At 62.3% G+C, this 24,223-nt stretch carries 23 protein-coding genes and 1 pseudogene; 11 read left to right on the top strand and 13 right to left on the bottom strand.

The window, feature by feature from the left end; genetic code table 11:
- Window positions 1–18: 18 nt before the first annotated feature.
- From gyrB to dnaA, 6 genes are all read right to left on the bottom strand, one after another.
- Complete coding sequence (gene gyrB, locus IWX81_RS07755) at window positions 19–2,049, bottom strand: DNA topoisomerase (ATP-hydrolyzing) subunit B (protein ID WP_334593527.1); 2,031 nt, start codon at window positions 2,047–2,049, stop codon at window positions 19–21.
- A 165-nt stretch (window positions 2,050–2,214) separates the two neighbouring features.
- Window positions 2,215–2,778, bottom strand: coding sequence for a DUF721 domain-containing protein (locus tag IWX81_RS07750; protein ID WP_334593525.1), 564 nt, complete (start codon window positions 2,776–2,778; stop codon window positions 2,215–2,217).
- Window positions 2,765–3,925: a DNA replication/repair protein RecF gene (gene recF, locus IWX81_RS07745; protein WP_199280740.1), complete on the bottom strand. Its 1,161-nt coding sequence runs from the start codon at window positions 3,923–3,925 to the stop codon at window positions 2,765–2,767. The genes IWX81_RS07750 and recF overlap by 14 nt, the downstream gene beginning before the upstream one ends.
- Window positions 3,926–3,938: 13 nt before the next feature.
- Window positions 3,939–4,823 carry a phosphogluconate dehydrogenase (NAD(+)-dependent, decarboxylating) gene (gene gnd, locus IWX81_RS07740; RefSeq protein ID WP_199280739.1) on the bottom strand — a complete coding sequence of 295 codons (885 nt, stop codon included), beginning with the start codon at window positions 4,821–4,823 and terminating at the stop codon, window positions 3,939–3,941.
- A 27-nt stretch (window positions 4,824–4,850) separates the two neighbouring features.
- A complete protein-coding gene (gene dnaN, locus IWX81_RS07735; protein ID WP_199280738.1) occupies window positions 4,851–5,996 on the bottom strand; it encodes a DNA polymerase III subunit beta in 1,146 nt (381 codons plus the stop codon).
- 348 nt (window positions 5,997–6,344) lie between these two features.
- Window positions 6,345–7,751, bottom strand: coding sequence for a chromosomal replication initiator protein DnaA (dnaA, locus tag IWX81_RS07730; RefSeq protein ID WP_199280737.1), 1,407 nt, complete (start codon window positions 7,749–7,751; stop codon window positions 6,345–6,347).
- Between the two features lie 300 nt (window positions 7,752–8,051).
- Between dnaA and rpmH the strand changes: the two genes are divergently transcribed.
- The 8 genes from rpmH to IWX81_RS07690 all read left to right on the top strand — a co-directional run bounded on the left by rpmH (window position 8,052) and on the right by IWX81_RS07690 (window position 13,102).
- On the top strand, window positions 8,052–8,189 hold the full coding sequence (gene rpmH, locus IWX81_RS07725) for a 50S ribosomal protein L34 (RefSeq protein WP_010204566.1): 138 nt from the start codon (window positions 8,052–8,054) through the stop codon (window positions 8,187–8,189).
- Window positions 8,149–8,553, top strand: a complete 405-nt coding sequence (rnpA, locus tag IWX81_RS07720; RefSeq protein ID WP_334593648.1) for a ribonuclease P protein component — start codon at window positions 8,149–8,151, stop codon at window positions 8,551–8,553. Before rpmH ends, rnpA begins: the two co-directional genes overlap by 41 nt.
- Window positions 8,550–8,894 (top strand): membrane protein insertion efficiency factor YidD, encoded by a 345-nt coding sequence (yidD, locus tag IWX81_RS07715; RefSeq protein WP_199280735.1) that lies wholly within the window; start codon window positions 8,550–8,552, stop codon window positions 8,892–8,894. The genes rnpA and yidD overlap by 4 nt, the downstream gene beginning before the upstream one ends.
- A gap of 8 nt (window positions 8,895–8,902) precedes the next feature.
- The gene (yidC, locus tag IWX81_RS07710; protein ID WP_199280734.1) at window positions 8,903–9,889 is read left to right on the top strand and encodes a membrane protein insertase YidC; all 987 of its coding nucleotides are present in this window, start codon (window positions 8,903–8,905) and stop codon (window positions 9,887–9,889) included.
- Entirely contained in the window at window positions 9,886–10,422 is a 537-nt protein-coding gene (locus IWX81_RS07705) for a Jag family protein (RefSeq protein WP_199280733.1), read from the top strand. The genes yidC and IWX81_RS07705 overlap by 4 nt, the downstream gene beginning before the upstream one ends.
- 172 nt (window positions 10,423–10,594) lie before the next feature.
- Window positions 10,595–11,182, top strand: a complete 588-nt coding sequence (gene rsmG / locus IWX81_RS07700; RefSeq protein WP_334593646.1) for a 16S rRNA (guanine(527)-N(7))-methyltransferase RsmG — start codon at window positions 10,595–10,597, stop codon at window positions 11,180–11,182.
- 49 nt (window positions 11,183–11,231) lie between these two features.
- Window positions 11,232–12,149, top strand: a complete 918-nt coding sequence (locus tag IWX81_RS07695; RefSeq protein ID WP_199280731.1) for a ParA family protein — start codon at window positions 11,232–11,234, stop codon at window positions 12,147–12,149.
- Window positions 12,149–13,102, top strand: coding sequence for a ParB/RepB/Spo0J family partition protein (locus IWX81_RS07690; protein WP_199280730.1), 954 nt, complete (start codon window positions 12,149–12,151; stop codon window positions 13,100–13,102). The genes IWX81_RS07695 and IWX81_RS07690 overlap by 1 nt, the downstream gene beginning before the upstream one ends.
- A 25-nt stretch (window positions 13,103–13,127) precedes the next feature.
- Here the strand turns inward: IWX81_RS07690 and IWX81_RS07685 are convergent, their stop codons facing one another.
- The 6 genes from IWX81_RS07685 to IWX81_RS07660 form a co-directional block, all read right to left on the bottom strand.
- Window positions 13,128–14,081: a D-alanine--D-alanine ligase family protein gene (locus IWX81_RS07685; protein WP_199280729.1), complete on the bottom strand. Its 954-nt coding sequence runs from the start codon at window positions 14,079–14,081 to the stop codon at window positions 13,128–13,130.
- The gene (locus IWX81_RS07680; protein ID WP_199280728.1) at window positions 14,081–15,400 is read right to left on the bottom strand and encodes an aminotransferase-like domain-containing protein; all 1,320 of its coding nucleotides are present in this window, start codon (window positions 15,398–15,400) and stop codon (window positions 14,081–14,083) included. Before IWX81_RS07680 ends, IWX81_RS07685 begins: the two co-directional genes overlap by 1 nt.
- A 131-nt stretch (window positions 15,401–15,531) precedes the next feature.
- Window positions 15,532–15,858 (bottom strand): thioredoxin, encoded by a 327-nt coding sequence (trxA, locus tag IWX81_RS07675; protein ID WP_199280727.1) that lies wholly within the window; start codon window positions 15,856–15,858, stop codon window positions 15,532–15,534.
- An 18-nt stretch (window positions 15,859–15,876) separates the two neighbouring features.
- Entirely contained in the window at window positions 15,877–16,842 is a 966-nt protein-coding gene (trxB, locus tag IWX81_RS07670) for a thioredoxin-disulfide reductase (protein ID WP_199280991.1), read from the bottom strand.
- A 55-nt stretch (window positions 16,843–16,897) separates the two neighbouring features.
- On the bottom strand, window positions 16,898–18,604 hold the full coding sequence (murJ, locus tag IWX81_RS07665; protein ID WP_199280726.1) for a murein biosynthesis integral membrane protein MurJ: 1,707 nt from the start codon (window positions 18,602–18,604) through the stop codon (window positions 16,898–16,900).
- Entirely contained in the window at window positions 18,601–20,283 is a 1,683-nt protein-coding gene (locus IWX81_RS07660; protein ID WP_199280725.1) for a DUF6049 family protein, read from the bottom strand. The genes murJ and IWX81_RS07660 overlap by 4 nt, the downstream gene beginning before the upstream one ends.
- A gap of 111 nt (window positions 20,284–20,394) precedes the next feature.
- Here IWX81_RS07660 and IWX81_RS07655 point away from each other — a divergent pair, with 111 nt between their 5' ends.
- The gene (locus IWX81_RS07655; protein ID WP_199280724.1) at window positions 20,395–21,822 is read left to right on the top strand and encodes a CCA tRNA nucleotidyltransferase; all 1,428 of its coding nucleotides are present in this window, start codon (window positions 20,395–20,397) and stop codon (window positions 21,820–21,822) included.
- Window positions 21,823–21,934: 112 nt separating this feature from the next.
- Here IWX81_RS07655 and IWX81_RS07650 read toward each other — a convergent pair whose 3' ends face one another.
- Window positions 21,935–23,005, bottom strand: a complete 1,071-nt coding sequence (locus IWX81_RS07650; protein ID WP_199280723.1) for an inositol-3-phosphate synthase — start codon at window positions 23,003–23,005, stop codon at window positions 21,935–21,937.
- Window positions 23,006–23,157: 152 nt separating this feature from the next.
- Between IWX81_RS07650 and rpsF the strand changes: the two are divergent.
- Window positions 23,158–23,499 (top strand): annotated as a pseudogene (gene rpsF / locus IWX81_RS07645) (30S ribosomal protein S6); the annotation flags it as partial.
- Window positions 23,500–23,646: 147 nt separating this feature from the next.
- Window positions 23,647–24,186: a single-stranded DNA-binding protein gene (locus IWX81_RS07640; RefSeq protein ID WP_199280721.1), complete on the top strand. Its 540-nt coding sequence runs from the start codon at window positions 23,647–23,649 to the stop codon at window positions 24,184–24,186.
- Window positions 24,187–24,223: the final 37 nt, after the last annotated feature.

The raw sequence follows: 24,223 nt of genomic DNA, 5'->3' as shown, positions 1-24,223 counted from the left end.
CCGTGAAAGTGGTGAGTTCTAGATGTCCAGGAAACGGACATCCTTGGCGTTGCGCTGGATGAAGTTGCGGCGTGATTCGACATCCTCGCCCATGAGCGTGGAGAAGATCTCGTCGGCGGCGGCCGCGTCATCCAGGGTGACCTGCAGCAGGGTGCGGGTGGCGGGATCCATGGTGGTCTCCCACAGTTCCTTGTAGTCCATCTCGCCGAGTCCCTTGTAGCGCTGGATGCCGTTGTCTTTCGGCATGCGCTTACCCGAGGCCAGCCCGAGCTCGGTCAGCGCGTCACGCTCACGGTCGCTGTAGACGTACTCGTGCTGGGCATTGCTCCACTTCAGCCTGTAGAGAGGCGGCTGTGCGAGATACACGTATCCGAGATCGATGAGCGGGCGCATGTAGCGGAACAGCAGCGTTAGCAGCAGTGTCGTGATGTGCTGGCCGTCCACGTCGGCATCCGCCATCAGCACGATCTTGTGGTACCTGGCCTTGGTGGGATCAAAGTCCTCTCCGACACCGGCGCCGAAGGCTGTGATCATCGCCTGCACTTCGGCGTTGCCGAGGGCCCGATCCAGTCGTGCCTTCTCGACGTTCAGGATCTTGCCGCGCAACGGCAGGATCGCCTGGAACTCGGGATTCCTCCCCTGCACGGCCGAACCCCCGGCCGAGTCACCCTCGACCATGAAGATCTCGGACAGCGCCGGGTCTTTGCTCGAGCAGTCACGGAGCTTTCCCGGCATTCCGCTCGATTCGAGCAGTCCCTTCCGGCGGGTCTGCTCGCGCGCCTTGCGCGCGGCGATTCGTGCCTGCGATGCCTGGATCGCCTTGCGGATCACGTCGCGCGCCTGGGTGGGATTGCGGTCGAACCAGTCGCCGAGCTGCTGTCCGGCGAGTTTCTGCACGAACGCCTTTGCTTCGGTGTTGCCCAGCTTCGTCTTGGTCTGGCCCTCGAATTGCGGTTCCGCGAGCTTGACCGAGATCACCGCGGTGAGTCCCTCGCGCACATCGTCCCCCGAGAGGTTTTCGTCCTTCTCTTTGATGATGTTCTTTTCACGCGCGTAGCGGTTGACGAGAGTGGTCAGTGCTGCCCTGAAGCCCTCTTCGTGGGTTCCACCCTCGTGGGTATTGATGGTGTTGGCGTACGTGTGCACGCTTTCCGTGTATCCATTCGTCCACTGCATCGCGACCTCGAGCGAGATCTTCTTGTCGAAGTCCTCCCATTCGAACGCGATGACATCGGGATGGATGAGGTCGTTCTTCTTTGCCTTGTTCAGGTACTCGACATAGTCGACGAGTCCCCGCTCGTACATGTAGCTTTCCGCGACGACGTCTTCACCACGCTCATCCGTGATGGTGATGCGAAGACCCTTGTTGAGGAAGGCCATCTGCTGGAACCTGGCCCGCAGGGTCTCGTAGTCGAATTCGACGGTTTCGAAGGTCTCCTTGCTCGGCCAGAAGGTCTGCTGCGTCCCGGTCTCGTCGGACGATTCGCCCTTCTGGAGGGGGCCGGTCGGCACGCCGTCCTTGAAGCTCATGCGCCAGACAGCTCCCTGCCGGCGGACCTCGGTGTCGACCTCGCTCGAGAGCGCGTTCACGACGGAAATTCCGACACCGTGAAGTCCGCCCGAGACCGCGTAACCGCCGCCGCCGAACTTCCCGCCGGCGTGCAGGATCGTCATGACGACCTCGACCGTCGACTTCTGCTCCTGCTGGTTCATATCGACGGGGATGCCGCGACCGTTGTCGCGCACGCGTACCGAGCCGTCGGCGCGGATCCATACATCGATCGTGTCGCAATAGCCGGCAAGTGCCTCATCCACCGAGTTGTCGACGACTTCGTAGACGAGGTGGTGGAGCCCCCTCGGGCCGGTCGAGCCGATGTACATCCCGGGCCGCTTGCGCACCGCTTCCAGTCCTTCGAGGATCTGGATCTGGTCTGCGCCGTAACTGTCAGCAGCAACGTGTCCGTTGGAGAGAGTTCCGTGAGCACTCGAGTCGTCGGGGATGGGGGGGAGTGCTGGTGGTTCGCTGTCGCCGCGCACACTGTCTGTCATCTGGAATTAAGCTCCTGCCGAATCGGTACTCGCCATCCGGGGCAGAAATCTCCACGGGGGAGGGGCGCCCGACGGCCTCGACAAGTCTACCAAAAAGCACTTCAGCAAGGGGCTCATTCGGCTATCTGGGGACTTTTCCCGCGGGGGGTGACCAGATTTGCCCTCCTAGCCGTACGTATCGCGTGGACCGCGGCCTGGTATTGATCTGGGCCCTCGTTTCCAGGAGGGGGCGTTGGGCCCTTCGAAGCGCACTGACTCGATGCCGGCGTCGGGGAAACGTGTCGCGATCGTCGTCGTGATCTGGGATCGCATCAGCCGGAGCTGGGTTGCCCATGCCGTGGAGTCGCACGAAATGATGAGCACACCCTCCTCGATTCCCTGTGGGCTCGAGTGTTCCGCTGTCTCGACACCCACGATCTCGGACCAGGAGCTCAGGAGTCCCGACCGCGCCAGTGGCGACGTCCACCCCATCTTCGAGGTGAGGCCGTCGATGACGTCTCCCAGCCCGTGAGGATCACGCCCATCCGCGAAGGGTACGCTCGCGCCCTCCTTCTTGTTCTTCTTGCGTTTTCGCGCCGTCGCCGATCTCGTGCTGGCGTCTCCAAAGACCTTCCGGAATCTCAGGTAGACCGCCACGTGTTCATCCCGACCACTGTCGGCGGCGAAATCATCGTCCTCATCGGTGTTGTTGTCATCGGAGCTGCCGCTGCCGCCCTTATCGTTCATCATCCGAGACCACCTTCCCGCCGCTGATCCGCACCACGGTTCCCGCGAGCTCGTCGGGAACATCATCGAAGACCGCCGCGGTGATGAGAACCTGCTCGAAGTCGGCGACCGCCTCGGCAAGTCGACCGCGGCGGGACTCATCGAGTTCGGCAAACACATCGTCCAGGATCACCACGGGGTCACCGGACGATGATTCACGGCGCAGCACTTCGGCTGACGCGAGCTTCAGGGCGAGGGCGAATGACCAGGATTCACCGTGGCTGGCATAGCCGCGGGCGGGCATCCCGTTCAACTCCAGCGAGACGTCATCGCGGTGCGGCCCGGCGAGTGTGATTCCGCGCTCCACCTCCGAACGACGGAGTCGCGCGAGGGACGCGCGGAAGCCAGCAGCGACCACGGAATTCTCGAGCGGGCCGGATCTCGTGGCCGCGGCATCCACGGTGTCGTCGTCGGTGCCGCTCGCAAAGATGCTGAGGTAGTTCGACAGGCGTGCTGCATGATCCGCTCCGGCAATCGTGGAATAGGCGCGCGAAACCTCGGGGCTGAGGTCGTCGAGCAGCACACTTCTCGCGACGATGATCTCTGAGCCGAACGAGACGAGCCGCTCATCCCAGATATCCAGCGTCGACAGGTCGGCGCGTGCATTCCTGGCCGTCTTGAGAAGCGTGTTTCGCTGCCGCAACACCCGCTCGTAGTCGGCGATGACCCCGCTCATACGCGGAGTCCTCAACACGAGGAGCTCATCCAGGAACCGTCGTCTGCCGGATGGTTCGCCACGCACGAGTGCGAGATCTTCGGGGGCGAACAACACGCTCGAGAAATATCGGGGGAGCTCTCGCGTCTTGATGGCTGAGCGATTGATCTGGGCTCGGTTGGCGCCAGTGCGGTTGAGTTGGACTTCGGCCAAAATTTCCCGGTCGCCGTGCTGGAGTCTCGCCCGGACGATCGCCGAATCCTGGCCCTGCCTGATCATCGCCTGGTCGGTCGAGACCCGGTGGGAGCCGAGAGTACTCAGGTAGCCGAGCGACTCCACGAGGTTGGTCTTTCCCTGTCCATTGCTGCCGACAAAGAGATTCGCCCCTGGATTCAGTTCGACATCGAGGGTCTCGTAGTTACGGAAGTCGGTGAGGGTGAGGTGGGTGACGATCACTGGATCACGTCAGTCAGCTCTTGCGGACGGCGTGGCCACCAAACTGGTTGCGGAGCGCTGCGACGGCCTTCATGGATGGCGAGTCCTTCTGGCGCGAAACGAATCTCGCGAAAATCGCCGCACTGATAGTGGGCACGGGAACCGCACGATCGAGAGCTTCGTGAACGGTCCAGCGGCCCTCTCCCGAATCCTCGACATAGCCACTGATGTCGTGGAATTCCGGGTCTTCCTCGAGCGCTTTCACCAGCAGCTCGAGAAGCCAGGACCTGACCACGGTTCCTCGCTGCCACGCCTTGAACGACCCTGTGACATCGGTGACGAGGTCTTTTCGGCTGTCGAGAAGTTCGTACCCCTCGGCCCAGGCCTGCATGAGAGCGTATTCAATGCCGTTGTGCACCATCTTCACGTAGTGACCGGCGCCGATCGGTCCGGCGTGAACGAAGCCTTCATCCCGTGGCCCCTCGGGCCGGAGTGCGTCGAAGATCGGCATCGCCCGCTCCACGTCGGCGGCATCGCCGCCGGCCATGAGCCCGTAGCCGTTCTCGAGCCCCCATATTCCGCCAGATACTCCGACGTCGAGGAATCGGATCTGCCGGGTGGCGAGGAACTCGCCGTGCACAGCGTCGTCGGTGTACCGCGAGTTGCCACCATCGATGACGAGGTCACCGGGGCTCAGCACATCAGCCACATTGTGAATGACATCATCGGTGATCTTCCCGGACGGAACCATCACCCAGACGATTCGTGGCACAGGAAGAACTGCGGCGAGCTCCTGCAGGCTGGCGACGTCGGTGACAGCAGGGTTGGGGTCGTATCCGCTGACGGTAAGGCCGTGCTTCCGCAGGCGCTCGCGCATGTTGTTGCCCATTTTTCCCAGGCCGATGATGCCGATGTGCATCGAAAAACTCCTCAGGAGTAGTGATGGTTAGCGCAACAGCAGGTTGGGCTGCAGCAGGTACTTGTAGTTGTCAGCGCCTGGCTGGTCCTTCGAAGACTGGCTCGTGATGAGCACCGGCCCCGGCTTATTGGGATTGTCGGTTTTCGTGAACGAGATCCGGACGAATTCAGAGTGCACTGAACTCAGTCCATCCAGCAGGAACTGGGGCTTGAGGGAAACGACAGTGTCGACACCGGTGAGAAACGCGTCGATGGACTCCGATGCCTGGGCCTGCTCCGAACCGATGGCTTCCAGCGTGACGCCCTCGATCGTGAAGGTGAAACGCAACGCCGCCTCCCGCTCGAGCACGAGCGACACCCTTCGCACGGCCTCGATCAGCTCGGCGGTATTGATGACGGCGTAGTTATCCACGGTGTCGGGGAAGAGCCGACGGACGGGAGGGAAATTCCCCTTGATCAGCAACGACGTCACAGTTTTCTTATCGGCCTGGAACGCAATCAGCTCACGGTCATCGGTGCTTGTGATCGCCACCGATATATTGCCGCTGTGACCGAAGGTCTTTCCGATCTCGACGAGTGTCCTGGCGGGAACGAGCGCTGTCGCTGTCTCCACTCCCGAGTTGCCGGCATCCCAGTCGATCTGCCGGATGGCCACCCGATACCGGTCTGTAGCGACGAGCGAGACACTGTTCTCCGACACCTCGAGTTGAACTCCGGTGATGACAGGTGTCACGTCATCCCTGGAAGCCGCCACGGCGACCTGGGAGATTGCGGCGGCAAAATCCTCAGCGCGGAGAACGCCTGCCCTATCAGAGACCTGAGGGAGAGTGGGATACTCCTCGACGGGCATGCTCAACAGCGTGAAATGACCCGCCCCACAAGCGACGGTGATGCGACCCTCATCGGTCGAAAACGTGACAGGTGCATTGGGAAGTCTGCTCGCGATGTCAGCCAGCAGGCGTCCGGAGACGAGCACGCGCCCGGGTTCTTCGACTACGGCGCTGATTTCGGTGCGGGCAGATACCTCGTAGTCGAATGACGAGAGAATGAGTCCATCGTCTGTCGTTTCGATCAGGATGCCGCTCAGGATCGGCAGTGTGGTGCGTTGGGGGAGCAGCTTGACGGCGAATGAGACGGCTTCGCTGAACACATCGCGGTTGACCTGGAACTTCACTTAGTTCACCCCTAAGGCGTTGTGTGGACTGGCCGGTTAATACTGGCACAGGCGGCCCCCACCGGGACCATGGGTTATCTCTCGACCACAATCTTCTTTTTAAAGAACAACATTCTTAACCGTTGTGGAGACTGTGGATAACCCTCTCACTTCGAGACATCCAGCGGAAACTACACGCGTGTGAGTTGTGTAGTTCGATGCGGATTAACTGGTGAAGTCCGATCGCCGTTCCGGCTCACTGCGAGGTGGAGTCCACAGGATGGATTTTTGTATCAACAGGGTCGACGGCGAGTCGGGGTAGTTATCCACAGGGGTTTCACACTGTGTGGAAACTATGGCGCAGGAGACCTACGACTTGAAGCGGTGGTTCTGTTTGATGCGGCTGGTGAGCTCAGTGACCTGGTTGTAGATGGAGCGGCGCTCCTTCATCAGCTCGGTGATCTTCTTATTCGCATACATAACCGTCGTGTGGTCACGGTTGCCGAAGAGCTGGCCGATCTTGGGCAGTGACAGGTTCGTCATCTCGCGGCAGAGGTACATCGCAATCTGCCTCGCGGTGGCGACCGCCTGTGAGCGGGAGGATCCATAGAGGTCATCGACTGTCAGTTTGAAGTACTCGGCAGTGTGATTGATGATGTCGACCGGCGCGATGACGTTGTCTTCGTCGAGGGTGATCAGGTCTTTGAGGACGGTCTGAACCAGGGCGAGGTCGACGGACTGCTTATTGAGGCTCGCGAAGGCGGTCACCCTGATGAGGGTGCCTTCGAGCTCGCGGATATTCGACGAGACCTTGGTGGCCATGTACTCCAGAATGTCGTTGCCGATCTGGAGCTTTTCGCTCTGGGCCTTCTTGCGGAGGATGGCGATCCGCGTCTCAAGGTCCGGAGCTTGCACGTCGGTGATGAGGCCCCACTCGAAGCGCGAGCGCATCCTGTCTTCGAAGCCCGTGAGATGTTTCGGGGGCAGATCGCTCGTGATCACCAGCTGTTTATTGTGATCATGAAGGGTGTTGAAGGTGTGGAAGAAAGCTTCCTGGGTCGAATCCTTGCCCTGGAGAAACTGGATGTCGTCGATCAACAGGATGTCGATCTCGCGGTAGCGGGACTGGAAGACAGAAGCCCTGTTGTTGGCGATCGAGTTGATGAAGTCGTTGGTGAACTCTTCCGAACTGACATAGCGGACGCGGATGCCGGGATAGAGGCTCTCGGCATAGTGACCGATGGCGTGCAGGAGGTGGGTCTTTCCCAGCCCGGACTCGCCATAGATGAAGAGAGGGTTGTATGCCTTCGCCGGTGCTTCAGCCACAGCGACGGCAGCAGCGTGTGCGAAACGGTTCGAGCCTCCGATAACGAAATTGTCGAAGCTGTACTTGGAGTTGAGTCGGGAATCGGAGCGGCGGGGCTGGTCGACGGGGGTGACGACGATGGGCTCGATGTAGAGCTGTTCGGTCGGGTCTGCCGATTGTTCGAGGATGTCCTGTTGAATGTCGGGGTTGACGACGATGGCGAAGTTCGACACCTCTTCGTCGTCACTCAGTCCGGCGATCGCGTTGAGCAGGGGAAGTCTGATGCGCTGCTCCAGCATGCTGCGCGTGAGCTCGTTGGGGACTTCGAGATAGAGGGTGCCTGCCATCACGCCTTTGGGTTCGATCAGGTTGATGAACCCGACGAGCTGGGGGGTGATGCGTTCATCGGAGGTCAGGCGAGAGAGTACTGACAGCCAGATCGCTCGGGTCGGGTCCGCTGATTCCGACATTTATGCCACATCCTCTTTAGTGTTCTACTAACAGGGTTATCCACTGCCCCGGTGAGCCCAGCTGTGGCCGGATCGCCCTAAATCGCCCATATTTCGACAGGCTTTCACCTTAGTTGTCCACAGCATGTCGTTACCAACTCACGTTACTCACATGTGGATAATGCCGGATGGGCCTGTAAAGTTTGACCCGCGCTGATTAACAACGTACTTTTAATTAGTTGACTTCCGGCCGTTCGCTACCAAGAGTGATGGCTGCCTACATCTTTCCGGCCTTCAGAGCTGGGCTTTGGAGATATCACTATGAGCAAGAGAACATTCCAGCCGAACAACCGCCGTCGCGCGAAGGTGCACGGCTTCCGTCTCCGCATGCGCACCCGCGCCGGACGCGCCATCCTTGGTGCTCGTCGTCGCAAGGGCCGCACCGAACTCTCCGCGTAAAGCGGCAGTTCACCCTCAGACGGTGCTTGCCCGAGCCAACCGCGTAGTACAGCCGGCCGATTTTCGTTCGGCAGTTCGTCGTGGTCGACGGGTGGGGTCGCGCAGCGCCACGGTTCACGTCCTGTCTCGCGGCGGGGATAGCCCAACTCGGTTCGGTTTCATCGTGAGCAAGGCGGTGGGCAATGCTGTTGCGCGCAACAGGGTTCGTCGTCGGTTGAGGGCGATGGGTCGTGAATTGTTGTCGGAGATCAATCCTGGGCACGACATCGTAATCAGGGCCTTGCCAGGCTCTCCTGAGGTTGACTGGGTTACTCTTCACGCAGAGATCACCGATGCGATCAAGAGGGGTGTGGTGACGCGATGAGATCGTCGGCTGTGGCTGTGCTCCTACTCCCGCGCAACATCCTGGTGGCCATCCTTGCGATATATCGCAAGATCATCTCCCCCCTGTATGGAGATGTGTGTCGCTACTACCCGTCATGCTCGCACTACGCGATGCAGGCGATCCAGCACCACGGTGCGATAAAGGGTGTCTGGCTCGGTTCCCGCCGGCTCGCCCGTTGCCACCCGTGGGCGGAAGGCGGCGTGGACGACATCCCGGATCCCACACATGACCGCGTCGCGATCAACAGGTTCGGATTCGCTGTTCCTCGCATTCCGGCGTTATCCGCCCACAGCTTTGTTTCTAGCCATGGAAAGGGCTGAACTACAGCATGCCTGACATCATCAATACCGTGCTTTGGCCCATCAAATGGGTCGTCGAAGCAATTCTCGTTCTGTTCCACACGATGCTGGAAGGCGTCGGACTCGATGGTGATGCCGGGCTGACCTGGGTACTTTCCATCGTCGGCCTGGTTCTTGTTATCCGTGCTGCTCTGATTCCCATCTTCGTCAAGCAAATCAAGAGCCAGCGCCGGATGCTGGAAGTCGCCCCCCAGATCAAAAAGATCCAGGACAAATACAAAGGCAAGAAGGATCAGTTCTCCCGGGAGGCCATGTCTCGCGAGACCATGGCGATGTACAAGAAGACAGGCACGAACCCTCTCAGCTCGTGCCTGCCGTTGCTCTTGCAGATGCCGATCTTCTTCGCGCTCTTCTCTGTGCTCAATAACGCCCAGCACGTCAATGCCGACGGCTCGCGCACACCCGGTGTCGGCCTCCTGAACCCCGAGCTCTCGGAATCTTTCGGAACCTCGTCGTTGTTCGGGATTGCACCGTTGCACCTGGCGATCAGCACCGCGAATGGCAATGTCGCTGTCATCATCATCGCCGTCGTCATGGTCATCCTGATGACCGGGTCGCAGTTCATCACGCAGCTCCAGATCATGTCGAAGAATCAGTCGGCTGAAATGAAAGCCAGCCCGATGTACAAGCAGCAGCGCATTCTGCTGTACCTGCTGCCTCTCGTGTTCGCCTTCTCCGGCTTCACCTTCCCGCTCGGCGTCATGTTCTACTGGCTTGTCTCCAACTTCTGGACCATGGGCCAGCAGTTCCTCGTGATCCGCAACATGCCCACCCCGGGTAGTGAGGCAGCGCTGGCCCGTGAGGCCAGGCTCGCCAAGCGCCAGCAGCGCAGGGGCATCGTCATCATCGAAGACGAAGTCGGCGTCACCGAGGTCGAAGAGATCAAGAACGTGCAGCGGCAACAGCCCGTTGGTAAGAATCGTGCCAAGAAGAAGAGTGGAAGCAATAAGCGATGAGCGATGTCACCGAGATCAATGAGACAGAGACTGTCACCGCGGACGACGTAACCGAGGCAGCCCCGGCGTCGACTCCCGATCAGCTCGAAGAAGAGGGCGACATCGCCGCCGACTACATCGAGGAACTGCTCGACATCACAGATCTCGATGGAGACATCGAGATCGATGCTCGCGGTGGTCGTGCTTACCTGTCCGTCACGTCCAGCGAGCAGACCAACCTGCGACTGTTGTCCCGACCGGATACCGTCAACGCGCTGCAGGAACTCACGAGGATTGCTGTCCAGACGAAGACCGGAGCATTCTCTCGCCTGATCCTCGATATCGGCGGCTCACGCGAGACACGCGAAGCGGAACTGGCACTCCTTGTGGACAAGGCAGTGGAGCGCATCGACGCCGGCGCCGAGTCGGCTGCGTTGCCGCCCATGTCGTCCTACGAGCGCAAACTGATCCACGATGTGGTCGCGGAGCGCGGATTCACGTCCCAGTCCGAGGGTGAAGGCCGCGATCGCCACACGGTCATCACGCGTTCATAGTTTCACGTGAAACATCGGGAGTGAGCTTCGGTTGTCTCCCGGGAGAGGCCCGAGGATGATGAGCGATCTTCCCGTGCAGCAAGAGATTCCTCTCGTCGACGGATCAGATCAGGCTGGGCCCGCAGTGTCCTATCTCGACCTGCTGGAATCCGAGCCGACGTTCGCCTCCGAGATGTTCGGCCATCGCATCGAGGTTGCCCGGCAATACACCGATGACCTGGCGCGACGCGGGGAGGAGCTGGGGTTGATCGGGCCTCTCGAGCTGCCCAGGTTGTGGACGCGCCACATCATCAACTGTGGCCTGGTTGCTCCTTTGCTTCGGGCCGGCCGGGTCGGCGACGTCGGCAGTGGCGCTGGGCTTCCCGGACTGGTGCTTGCGATTGCTCGCCCCGATTGTCACCTCGTTCTCATTGAGCCGATGGAACGCAGGGTTGCCTGGCTCGAGAGCGAGGCACGCGACCTCGGGCTGGATAATGTGACGGTCATACGGGCGCGTGCGGAGGAGGCCAGGCTCGATGCCCCACTTGACCAGGTGACCGCTCGGGCCGTTACAGCGCTCACTAAACTCATCCCCGCGACAGTCGGGCTGGTGCGTCACGGAGGCGAGATGGTCTTCATGAAGGGGGCGCGGGTCTCCGACGAGATGGTTGCGGCAAAGAACATCATCCGCAAACACCACCTCGTGAATGCAGAAGTGCTCGTGCTCGGCGAGGGACAGACCCCAGAGTTGACGAGGGTGTTTCGGGCTACAGTGGACTGACCACGAACGACCACGCAAGCAGACAGCTCACGCCAGCAGAAGGTTTCACGTGAAACATCCCGAAGGACAACTCGCCGATTCGACGAGGAGCTTCGATGGAACGACTCCCTTGGCTCGAGAAATAGCCGACAACACTCGCCGTCGCCGGGCGATTGCCGCAGAGACTCTTCCGTTACCTCCCGAACCACGGATCTTCACGGTGGCCAACCAAAAGGGTGGCGTAGGCAAGACGACGACGACAGTGAACCTCGCAGCGGCCCTGGCCCGCGGGGGGGCCCGGGTGCTCGTGATCGATCTGGACCCGCAGGGAAACGCATCAACGGCGCTCGGAGTGGAGCACCGGTCTGAGACTCCCAGCGTCTACGACGTGATCATCAACGAAGTGCCGATGGGTGACGTGGTGCAGAAGAGCCCAGAGTTCGATCACCTCTACTGCCTTCCCGCGACCATCCATCTCGCTGGAGCCGAGATCGAACTCGTGTCATTGGTTGCCAGGGAACAGCGGCTCAGGACCGCACTCGATGCATTCCTGGATTCCTCCCCGGATGATTTCCACTACGTCTTCATCGACTGCCCCCCATCCCTGGGACTTCTTACGATCAACGCCTTCGTCGCCGCCAAGGAGGTGCTCATCCCGATCCAGTGCGAGTACTACGCACTCGAGGGGCTCAGCCAGCTCCTCAGCAATATCCAGCTGATCGAGCGGCACCTCAACCCGGACCTTGCCGTATCCACGATCCTGCTGACGATGTACGATTCCCGCACTAACCTCGCTAACCAGGTCGTGAAGGATGTGCGGGACCACTTCCCGGACCAGGTCCTGCAGACGCTCATTCCCCGCTCAGTTCGAATCTCAGAAGCACCAAGTTATGGACAGACAGTGATCAGTTACGACGCAAATTCACCGGGATCACTCTCGTACCTCGAAGCGGCGGGCGAGATCGCCCACCGCGGAGCACCCGAATAATGGCGGCACCGAAGCGCACGGGCCTCGGCCGGGGAATCGGTTCGCTGATTCCTGGCAACGACGAGTCGGCGCAGCGCCCTGTCGATGTCTTCTTTCCCTCGAACGCCGGCGCACCCCAGGGGCTTCTTGCCGTGCCCGGCGCCAAGCTCGCTAATCTCTCGCCCGACGATATCGTGCCGAACCCGAAGCAGCCCCGGAGTGAGTTCAGGGAAGACGAGCTCAACGAACTTGTCGTGTCCATCAGGGAGATCGGCGTTCTCCAGCCGATCGTCGTTCGTCCCCGGGTCGGCGCGGCAGCCGGGGAGGCCCAGTATGAGCTGATCATGGGGGAGCGCCGCTTACGCGCCACCAAACAGCTCGGCCTCGCAACGATCCCTGCCGTCATCAAGAGCACGGCAGACGAAGACATGCTCCGGGACGCCCTGCTGGAGAACCTCCACAGGGCAAACCTCAACGCGCTGGAAGAGGCATCCGCGTACCAGCAGCTGCTCGCCGACTTCGGAATCACGCAGGAGCAACTGGCGAGCAGGATCGGGCGGTCCCGGCCCCAGATCACGAACACGCTGCGCCTGCTGCGACTTCCGACGGCGGTGCAGAACCGCGTCGCCTCAGGTGTATTGAGCGCGGGTCACGCCCGGGCCATCCTTGCCGCGGGCGACGAAGCCTCCATGGAACGGCTCGCCGACAAGATCGTCAACGAAGACCTTTCTGTGCGAGCGGCAGAGGCGGCCGCCGGCCAGTTGTCACCGAAGCTCACCAAGTCGAAGCCGTCTGCGGGGAAGCGTCAGGGCCAGCTCGACGAGATTGCAGAGCGGCTGGGCGACAGGCTGAACACCAGGGTCAAGGTCAGCCTGGGTGCCAGTAAGGGTCAGATCGTGATCGACTTCGCTACCGTTGGGGATCTCAACCGCATTCTCGGCGAACTCGGTGAGCCAGGTTTCACTCGCCCGTAGTGGTTCCCTGCAAAATTAGTGCTGGTCAGGAGGCTGATTCAGTGACTGCAGCTTCTGCCAGAGTAGCGTAGACCCAACCCAGATCATGGCCAGCTGCCTCAAGCGCCTGCGGCAGGACAGACGTCTCGGTCAGCCCTGGCAGCACGTTCGCCTCGAGGAACCACGGTGTGCCCGCGCCATCGACGATGATGTCAACGCGCGAGAGGTGCCGCAGGCCGAGTGCGCGATGGGCAGCAAGGGCGGCATCGGCGGCACGAGCCGCGACATCCTGATCGATGCGGGCGGGCACGTAGAAACGCGTCTCGCCAGCGTTATAGCGGGCCTCAAAGCTGTAGACGCCCGATAGTGGTTCGATCTCCACGGCGGGGAGCGCGACGGGTCCGTCTCCGCTGTCGATGATGCCGATCGCGATCTCGGTGCCCGTGATCTTCTGCTCGATGAGGGCCACGTCCCAGTACGTGTATGCATCGACCATGGCTCGCGGGAGCAGTGACCGGTCGTCGACGATCGTTACTCCCTGCGATGAACCACCCTGAGCTGGCTTGACGACAAGAGGGCCGGAGAATTCGTCGGAGATCTCTTCGAGGATGCTGTTCGCACCCAGTTCACGAAACGCGTCGCGGGGGAGCGCGATCGACGTCGGTGTGGCGACTCCTGCGCGGCTCACAATCGTCTTGGCGGTCGGTTTGTCCCACGCGAGTCGGGAAGCATCTGCCCTGGAGCCAACGTAAGGCACGCCCATGAAATCCAGGAGCCCACGCAGCGCACCATCCTCTCCGCTGGCGCCGTGGAGAGCAGGCCACACTACGTCAGGGCGGTTCTCACGCAGGTAGGCGAGGAGCGTGGCATCGGGATCGCGTAATTCGACCTGAAGGCCGTGCGCGGAGAGGCTGTCAGCGACCCTGCGGCCCGACCTCAACGAGACATCGCGCTCGTGTGAGATGCCTCCGGCGAGAACAAGCACTCTGGTGGATGCCATCAGCCGAGGTTCGCAGGAGGGTTGCTCATCGACGCCTCGGGTCGCACTACGGGCAGGGGGCTGGTCTGAGAGAAGGTGTTGAGAAGTTCACGCTCGCCATTGATGACGGTGGAGAGACGACGGATCCCCTCGCGGATGAAGTCGGGTGTCGGGTAGCAGAATGCGAGCCTAAGCTTGTTGCGACCGCTGCCGTCGGCATAGAACGCGGTGCCAGGCGTATATGCCACGAGTTCCTTGACGGCCCTCGGAAGCATGGATTTCGCGTCGATGTTATCGGGAAGAGTGACCCACACGTAGAAACCGCCGGCCGGCGTGGTCCAGTTGAGGTCGGGGAGGTAGTCGCCGAGAGCCGCAAGCATGGCGTCGCGCCGCTCACGATAGACGCCCCGGAAGGTGTCGATCTGGCCCTTCCAGTCCGCTGAATCCAGGTATTCACTGATCACGTGCTGGGTAAAAGAGCTGGGGGAGAGCACGGCCGCCTCGTTGGCGAGGATGAGTTTCTCACGAATGGCGTGCGGCGCGAGGGCCCAGCCCACCCTGAATCCGGGGGCAAGAGTCTTGGAGAACGTGCCGAGGTAGATGACCCCGTCCTCCTCGACCGAGCGCATGGCGTGGGGAGGCTGGCCGTCGAAGTAGAGCAATCCGTACGGGTTGTCTTCGAGTACGAGGATGCCGTTGCTGCGGCAGATCTCGAGCACCTCGAGCCGGCGTTCCCAGGACAGGGTCACACCGGCAGGGTTGCTGAACGTCGGAACCGTGTACAGGAACTTGATGGATTTGCCGGCAGCCTGGATTCGCGCGATGCTCTCGCGGAGCGCCTCGGGGATCAGGCCGAACTCGTCCATGGCGACGTGGTTGATGTCGGCCTGGAAAGACTTGAAAACGGTGATGGCCGTTACATAGCTGGGCGCTTCTGCGAGCACGACGTCGCCGGGGTTGATAAACAGCTTGGTGACCAGTTCGAGAGCGTGCTGCGAACCCGTCGTGACGACGAGGTCGTCCACACCGGCGCGGATACCCTCCAGCGCCATGACCTCGAGGATCTGCTCACGCAGGGCCGGCATCCCCTGGCCCGATCCGTACTGCAGCGCCACAGCGCCTTGTGTGGCCATAACGCGCTCGATTGCACCACTGATCAGCTCTTTCGGCAAAGCTGAGACGAACGGCATTCCGCCAGCGAGCGACACCACTTCTGGTCGGGATGCGACGGCGAACAGGGCACGCACTTCCGAGGCGGCAAGACCGGCCGTGCGGGCGGCGTAATGGCCGTACCACTGGTCGAGGTTATTGCCCGTACCCGGGGAGTGTGCTGTGGTCATGCGCTGGTCCTTTTCAGTCGCCAAGTCTCAAGGATAACCGTGACCATGGGAAAAGCCCCGTCCCCCAGCGGGGACGGGGCCAGTCAAGCGCAATGGGACGCCCGAGGCGTCATCCTGCACTCACGATCGGATCAGGCGAGGAATTCGGCCAGGTCTGCTTCGATGGCGGGCTTCGGCTTGGCGCCGATGACAGTCTTGACGACCTCTCCACCACGGAAGACCTTCATCGCCGGAATCGACGTGATCTGGTACTTCATGGCCATCTGCGGGTTGTCGTCGACGTTGAGCTTGACGATCTTGATCTTGTCGGAGTGCTCAGCGGCGATCGCATCGAGGATCGGCGAGACAGCGCGACACGGGCCACACCATTCGGCCCAGAAGTCGACCATGATGGTGTCGCTCGAGTTGAGCACCATGTCGGCGAACGTGGCGTCAGTGACATCTTGTGCTGTTGACATTATGTTTTCCTAACTGTTTCAGACGGTGACCGGCTGTGATTCAGCCTTAGCCAATAGTTCTTTTGGGAGAGCTGCGAGGTAATGTTCGGCGTCAAGCGCGGCGACCGTGCCGGATCCGGCTGCGGTGACGGCCTGGCGGTACGTCGGGTCGATGACGTCTCCTGCTGCAAAGACACCGGTGAGGTTGGTGCGAGAGGAACGTCCGTCGACCGCAATCGTGCCGTCTGCGTTGAGGTCCAGTTGCCCGTGAACGAGGTGCGTGCGCGGGTCTGCACCGATGGCGATGAAGAGGCCGGAAAGGTCGATCGTCGATTCCGTGCCATCCACGGTATCGATGACACCGATGCCGGTCACTAGTTCGTCGCCGTAGATGTGCGCGACTTCCTTGTTCCACAGGAACTCGATCTTCGGATCGTTGAACGCGCGATCCTGCATGGTCTTGGATGCTCGCAGGGAGTCTTTGCGGTGGATGACATAGACCTTGTCCGCAAACCTCGTGAGGAACGTGGCTTCCTCCATCGCGGAGTCTCCTCCGCCCACGACCGCGATCGTCTTCTGGCGGAAGAAAAACCCGTCACAGGTAGCGCACCAGGACACCCCATGGCCGCTCATGCGCTCTTCGTCATCGAGACCGAGCTTGCGATACGCGGATCCGGTCGCGAAGATCACGGCCAGGGCCTCGTGGACATCGCCGTTGCCGAGGGTGACGCGCTTGACCTCACCCTCCAGCTCGAGCTTCGTGACGTCGTCGAGCACGATCTCCGTGCCGAATCGCTCGGCCTGCGCCTGCATGGCCATCATGAGCTCGGGGCCCTGGATGCCGTCGGCGAATCCGGGATAGTTCTCGACCTCGGTGGTCTTCATGAGCTCGCCGCCCGCCTCGACCGAACTTGCGATGAGCAGAGGCTTCAGGTTGGCGCGCGCAGCATAGATCGCTGCGGTGTAGCCGGCGGGGCCGGAACCTATGATGATGATCTGGCGCACGGTGAGTGTCTCCTTCAGGGTTTTACTATCCGGCACAACACTGTCACGATACGTGCTATTCCCGGGAGTCAGCCGGTCGTGTGCGGCGCAGCAGCTTCGCCATGATCGGCTCACCGAACGCGCGGAGTTCCGGATTGCGGGTGACCCACAGCAGCCCGAAGTAGACGACAGCCATCGCCGAACCGGCAGCAGCCATGGAGACAATAGCGTCGAGTCGGTTGGTGATGGGGAAGGCATCGGGACCGACACCTCCGAGGAGCTGCAGGATGCCCCAGCCGGCAGCGCCGGCGGGGATCGCCGAAGCGAGGAACCACATCGCCTGTTTCACGACTCCAGCTACATCGAGCTGGCCGAGGTGCCGGCGCAGCACGATTGCCGACAACACGGCCTGCACGGTGACGGCGGTAGTAAGAGCGAGCGTGAGCCCGACGGCCGTCCATTCATCTGGCACGAAAACGCCCACGAGCAGCGCGAGCGAGATATAGACGGCGGTCTGGATCACCTGGATGAAGAACGCCCAGCGCGTCTTCCCCAGGGCGTAATAGACCCGCAGCAGCACAAAAAAGACAGTGAATGGCACGAGGCCGGTCAGGAAGCCGAGATAGACGGCAGCAAGAGACAGGATCTCGTCGTACCTGTTGCCGAACACCGCGCTGAAGGGGAGGGCGAGCACTCCAAGGCCGACAGCGGCGAAGATCATGATCAGCAGGATGGAACGGATGGCGGACGAGATGTCATCCCGCAACTCGTCGAGGCGGCCATCGCGCACATGAGTGCTCATCCTCGTGAAATAGGCCGTGACGATCGAGACCGTGACGATCGAGTGTGGCAGCATAAACATGAGCCAGCCGATCTTCATGGCATTCGCAGAGGCGTCCCCGCCACCGCTGGCGCTCGACGAGACGTTGACCTCGATGACCCCTGACACCTGGCTGACCAAAAAGATACCGAAGACCCAGGATGCTGCCTTGCCGGTGTTACCGAGTCCCACGCCCTTCCAACGGAAGTCCGGGCGGTACCTGATGCCGGCTTTGCCCAGGAAGAGAAAGAGAGAGACCGCCTGGACCGCGATTCCCAGGGTGGCACTTCCCGCCAACAGGGCGATCTCAGCAACTGTCCACCGGGACGGATCGGTGTGCTGCGTAGCGCCACCGAAGAGGATGATGAAGGTGACGAGCCCACCGATGGCCACCACGTTGTTCAGCACGGGAGCCCAGGCGAATGGGCCGAACAGTCCACGGGCGTTCAGTGTCTCGCCCAACAGGCTGTACAGCCCGTAGAACAGGATCTGGGGCAGACACCAGTAGGCGAGCGCGGTCGCCAGTGCCTTATTCGAGTCAGTGAATCCACCGCCGTAGAGCGAGACGAGCAACGGTGCACACGCCGTAGCGATCAGTGTCACGACGAACACCACCACGAGGCCGATGGTCAGCAGCTTGTTGATGAAGGCGGTTCCGCCGTCGTCATTCAGGCTCGACTTCACGATCTGCGGCACGATCACGGCACTCAGGAGGCCGCCGGCCACCAGAGAGTAGATGTTGTTGGGCAGCTGGTTCGCTACCGCAAATGTGTCACCAGCCGAGCTGTTGACACCGATCGCCACCGACAGCACGATGATGCTGACGAGTCCGAGCACTCTGGATACGAGGGTTCCCGAGGCCAGCAGAACGCTCGACCGGCCGATGGACGACGCCGGTCGTGCTGGTTCGGGAACATCGACGATGGATGCCGCGTCCGAGCCTTCGCTGACTGGTTCCGTCATGCGCCAGGACCTTTCGCCGCTGCCGCTTTGCGCAGTCGGAGGATATTGCGCACCAGCCCGCCACCGAATACGGCGACGACCAGGCTCGCGATGATGACGACCACCGGCGTTTCCCACCCGGCCTGCACGTTGATCCTCGCCCGGGAGGCTTCGCCGATCGGAACTCCGGTTTCGCTCGAGAGTGACACCGTCACGCTCACGACTCCATTCGACACAGCCTGCGCGGGAATCATCGCGCTCGCCTGCGAGTTAGGTGCGATCTCGAGTTCGACCCTGGACTCTGCCACGGTGAGCAGTCCGGTGTCCGGCCGTACTGTCACGTACACGGTCACGGGTTGGTCGAGGTTGTTGGCCACAGCGATCGGCAACGGGGCGGCGGCGGCGAGGAAGTTGAAATCGCCAGTGGAGGCGACCTGCACGGCTGAGCGCAGTTCTGTGGACGCGGTGAGGTCTTGTGACACGACGACGGGCCACCCGGCGGCGTTGCTCCTCCAGCCGCTGGACTGGAGGGCGAGCAGCTCGAGCCGGCGCGCCGACGTGATGGCGAGCGGATCTTCGGCAATCGCTGCGAACTGGTCTTCGGCGGCCCTGGCATCCAAAAGCTGGCGCATGAGAGCCAGTTGGTCCGGAGCGTGAGGCAGGTCGATCACACTCGCAGGCACCGTATCGACCCCCAGCAGATCGGCGAATCCGACGACTCGCACCTGGGGGTTTCCCTGCACCGCGGCGATGGTCTCCGCCAACCGGGTGCCGCCGCCGAGCGCGATCCGATCGAGGGTCATCACGACCGTCGCCGCGGAGGCCGACTGGCCCTGACCAGCAGCGGCGATAGCCGTGGACATCGCGGCGACGTTCGCTTGCCAGTCCGTGGTAGTGAACGACTGCACAGCGGATCGGAATGACGACGATGCTGTGGCGTCAGAGACGACGGTGCGAATCCCGGCCAGGTCGGCTGTCGCCCCCGATCCGGGTGTGCGATCGAGATTCTCCGACGAGAGGATCACCGTCGAGAAGCCGCTGCTGGAGATCACAGGCAGGTCCGCCGCCGTCACCGTCGACTCGAGAGGCCAGGCGATCCCGGTAACGGAATACGTCCAGGATTGCAGGTCATCACTGCTGGGCAGTGGCGGTACGACGGGAGTCGCGGGCGTAGCGGTTGTGGTCGGAACCGCCGTCGGTGTCACCGTCGCGGTAGGAGTGGCCGTCCCAATGGGAGCCGTGAAGAGAGCAGGATCGATGGCGAAGTCGAATCCTGTGGGCTGGATGACGCTCGTGCTGCCGGCCTGGGTGGCCAGCGTGATGTCGGAATCCGCATAGGTCAGCGGAAAAGACTCATTCGGTGCTGCCTCCAGCCGGGCGAGCCAGCTCGTGGCGCTCGCTGGGGCTGCCGTTCCCAGGATTCGGATCGACACGATGATCCTCGGGTCGATCCCGAGCACGACGGGGCGGCCCTCGACGGCGTCCAGTTGCCGCGTGAGGGTGCCCAGCGGAGAGGTGTATTGCGTGAGGGCATCCGCCGAAATAAGCCCACCGGCACTCTCCGGCACGGTGATCGGCACCGCGATCGCCACCTGGACCGGCACGGCCGGGTCGGCAGCCACTGCGGCTGTTGAGCCGACGCCGAGGCCGACCAGCCCGATCCCGAAGGCCAGCGCAGCGCTGAGCACTCTCAAAGACATGGGCTGGCCCCGAAAAAAGGCGTGGCCAGCATGAGGATGATTCTATTCACCGCAGGCTGAGAGTTGCCGACCACAACCGGTGCGGCGGCTCTATGTCATGCTGGTTCGATCATGGAGAGTGTCGCCAGGGCCATCGTCAGTCTCGGCGCGCTCGCCGAATCCCGGCCGGTCGCCGCCCTGGCCGCCGCATTTGCGCAGGCGGGACGGGAACTCGCGCTCGTGGGCGGTCCTGTGCGGGACGCATTTCTCGGTCGAGCCGTCACGGACCTGGATTTCGCGACAGACGCCAGGCCCGACGAGATCCTTCGGCTCGTCACCCCGATCTCGAGCGCCCAGTGGGATATCGGACGGGAATTCGGCACCATCGCCGCCCGCATCGCCGGTCAGACCGTCGAGATCACCACCTACAGGGCCGACTCGTACAACGGCGAGTCCCGTAAACCGGTGGTCGCCTTCGGTGACAGTCTCGAAGACGACCTCGAGCGTCGCGACTTCACGATCAACGCCATGGCGCTTCGCCTGCCGCAGCGAGTGCTCGTCGACCCCTGGGGTGGCGTCGAAGATCTCGTGGCCCGGCGCATCACCACCCCGGGGCCGCCGGAGGTGTCGTTCGGCGACGATCCGCTCAGGATGATGCGGGCAGCCCGATTCACGTCGCAACTGGGCTTTACCGTCGCTCCCGCAACGGTCACGGCGATGACCGAGATGGCCGCCAGGATCGGGAAGATCAGCGTCGAACGGGTGGCGGACGAGCTGTCGAAACTGCTGAAGACCGATGACCCCGTGCCGGGCATCCGGTTGCTGGTGGAATCGGGGATAGCGCAACTCGTGCTGCCCGAGGTGCCGGCCCTTCGGCTCGAGGTCGACGAGCACGCCCACCACAAGGACGTCTACGAACACAGTCTTACCGTGCTGCAGCAGGCCATCTCGCTGGAGAAGTCCAGGGCCTCCGAGGGCGCTGCGCCCGACCTGGTGCTGCGGATCGCTGCGCTGCTGCACGACATCGGTAAGCCATCGACGCGCCGCATCGAAGGCGGTGGAGTGGTGACGTTCCACCATCACGATGTCGTCGGGGCGAAGCTCGCGGGTCGTCGGTTGAAAACCCTGCACTTCGACAATGACACGATTGCGGCGGTCTCCCGCCTGATCGAGCTGCACCTGCGATTCTTCGGATACACGGATGCCGCCTGGACCGACTCGGCCGTTCGACGCTACGTGCGCGATGCCGGAGACCAGCTCGAGCGGCTGCACATCCTGACCAGGGCCGACGTGACGACCCGCAACGTGCGCAAGGCCGACCGACTGTCATTCGCCTATGACGACCTCGAGGAGCGCATCGTCGCCATCGCCGAGGCGGAGGGGATCGCCGCGGTGCGCCCTGACCTCGACGGGGAACAGATCATGGCGATCCTCGGAATCACTCCCGGCCGCGAGGTGGGCGAGGCGTACCGGTTCCTGCTGGAGCTGCGCCTGGACGAGGGACCGCTCGGAGCCGAGGTCGCCGAGCAACGCCTCCGGGCCTGGTTCGCGGCGCGCTAACTCCCTTTCACTATTCCGGAGGTCATGTGGCTGACGTGACGCAGCGGCACTGGAGTGCCCTCAACAGTGGCACCCCGTCACAGGAGTCACACAGACTCCGGAATTATGAAAGTCAGGAGTTAGACGCGATCCACTCGTCGAGCTGACGGCGCGCGACAGGATCGGGCAGCTGGACGGGGGGCGACTTCATCAGGTACGCCGATACCGCTTCGATCGGGCCGCCGAGGCCGGCATCCAGAGCCATCTTCGCCGCGCGGACGGCATCGATGACCACTCCGGCCGAGTTGGGAGAATCCCAGACCTCGAGCTTGTACTCGAGGCTCGTCGGCGCGTTGCCGAAGCCATGTCCCTCGAGGCGCACGAACGCCATCTTGCGATCTTCGAGCCACGGCACGTGGTCGCTCGGGCCGATGTGCACGTCCCGCGAGTTCAGCTGGGCGTCGACGTTGCTCGTCACGGACTGGGTCTTGGAGACCTTCTTGGATTCGAGCCGAGTGCGCTCGAGCATGTTCTTGAAGTCCATGTTGCCGCCGACGTTCAGCTGGTACGTGCGGTCGAGCACGAGGCCACGCTCCTCGAAGAGGCGGGCCAGCACACGGTGGGTGATGGTCGCGCCGAGCTGGCTCTTGATGTCGTCTCCGACGATCGGGATGCCGGCGTCGGCGAACTTCGCCGCCCACGCCGGATCGCTCGCGATGAAGACGGGCAGTGCGTTCACGAACGCGACTCCCGCATCGAGCGCGGCCTGCGCGTAGTGCTTCGCGGCCTGCTCCGAGCCGACGGGGAGGTAGCAGACCAGCACATCGGCGCCGCTGTCGCGGAGGGCCTGTGCCACATCGACGGCCGCGGCATCCGACTCGTCGATCATCTCGCGGTAGTAGCTGCCGAGCCCGTCGAGGGTGGGCCCGCGCTGCACCGTCACGCCCGTGGGCGCGACCTCCGCAAAACGGTACGTACCGTTCTCGCTGGCCCACATCGCGTCAGCGAGATCGACGCCGACCTTGAGTGCATCGACGTCGAACGCCGTGACGAACTCGATGTCAGACACCGCGTATGGGCCGAAACGGTTATGCATGAGACCGGGGATGACGTCGCCCGCTGCGGCATCCGCATAGAAAGTGACGCCCTGGATGAGTGAATTGGCGCAGTTTCCTACGCCCGCGATAGCGACCTTGACGGCCATAAAGATGGTGCTCCTTGCGAGAAATGACTACACTGGGCAGGTTGTCTGGTTCCAAATGGAGCTGCGACAACCGTCAACACCCTCCTGTTGCAGATCGTCTGCAACCGTTCAAGTCCGAAGGAGGTGGGTTTGTGACGCACCAGTACGAACTCATGGTGATCCTCGATCCAGAGATCGATGAGCGCACCGTGGCACCCAGCCTAGACAAATTCCTCAATGTCATTCGCGCCGATGGTGGAACCATCGACAACGTCGACATCTGGGGACGCCGTCGCCTGGCCTACGAAATCAACAAGAAGACCGAGGGCATCTACGCCGTCGTTCAGCTGACGGCAAACTCGTCGGCAACTGTTGAGCTCGACCGCCAGCTCAAGCTCAGCGAAGCGGTCATGCGCACCAAGGTGCTCCGCGCCGAAGAGGGCATAGCCCAGGTCGCAGCAGCGAAGGTCCTGTCCGACGCGAAGGCGGCCCGCAAGGCTGCAGCCGCGCCCAAGACAAGTGCCCCGGCAGAAGCTGCAGCTCCCGCTGCCGCCGCACCCGCCGCCGCATCCAAGCCAGCCGCATCCAAGCCAGCCGCAGCGAAGCCCGCTGCCAAGGCCGACGTCGAAGCCCCGGCCGAGTCGAAGGACTCGGAGTAGAGCATGGCCGGCGAAACCGTCATCACAGTCGTGGGAAACCTCACGGGAGATCCCGAGCTGCGTTACACGCAGAACGGGCTCGCGGTTGCCAACTTCACCATCGCCTCGACACCGCGCAACTTTGATCGTGCATCCAACGAGTTCAAAGACGGCGACACTCTCTTCCTGCGCGCAAGCGTCTGGCGTGAGTTCGCTGAGCACGTTGCTGGTTCGCTGACAAAGGGCAGCCGGGTCATCGCGACCGGTCGCCTGAAGCAGCGTGACTACCAGACGAAGGAAGGCGAGAAGCGAACCAGCCTCGAGCTCGAGGTCGACGAGGTCGGCCCCAGCCTTCGCTATGCAACCGCGCAGGTCACTCGTGCCGCTTCTTCACGCGAGGGCGGCAACAACTCCGCTCCCCGTGGTGGCGGCAACCAGGTTGGCAGCAACCAGGGCGGCTCAGGCCAGCAGCAGGAGGAGCCGTGGGCCGCAAGTGCCCCGAGCGCCTCGGGCGGCGACGTCTGGAACACGCCAGGCAACTACTCGGACGAGACGCCTTTCTAGTCCCCACATGAGCCGCCTCCACGTTGCTGCGCAACGC

It is taken from the genome of Salinibacterium sp. CAN_S4 (assembly GCF_015752305.1).
Taxonomy (GTDB): domain Bacteria; phylum Actinomycetota; class Actinomycetes; order Actinomycetales; family Microbacteriaceae; genus Rhodoglobus.
The sequence above is the reverse complement of the archived record's forward strand: the minus strand, read 5'-3'. Positions and strand labels throughout refer to the sequence as shown.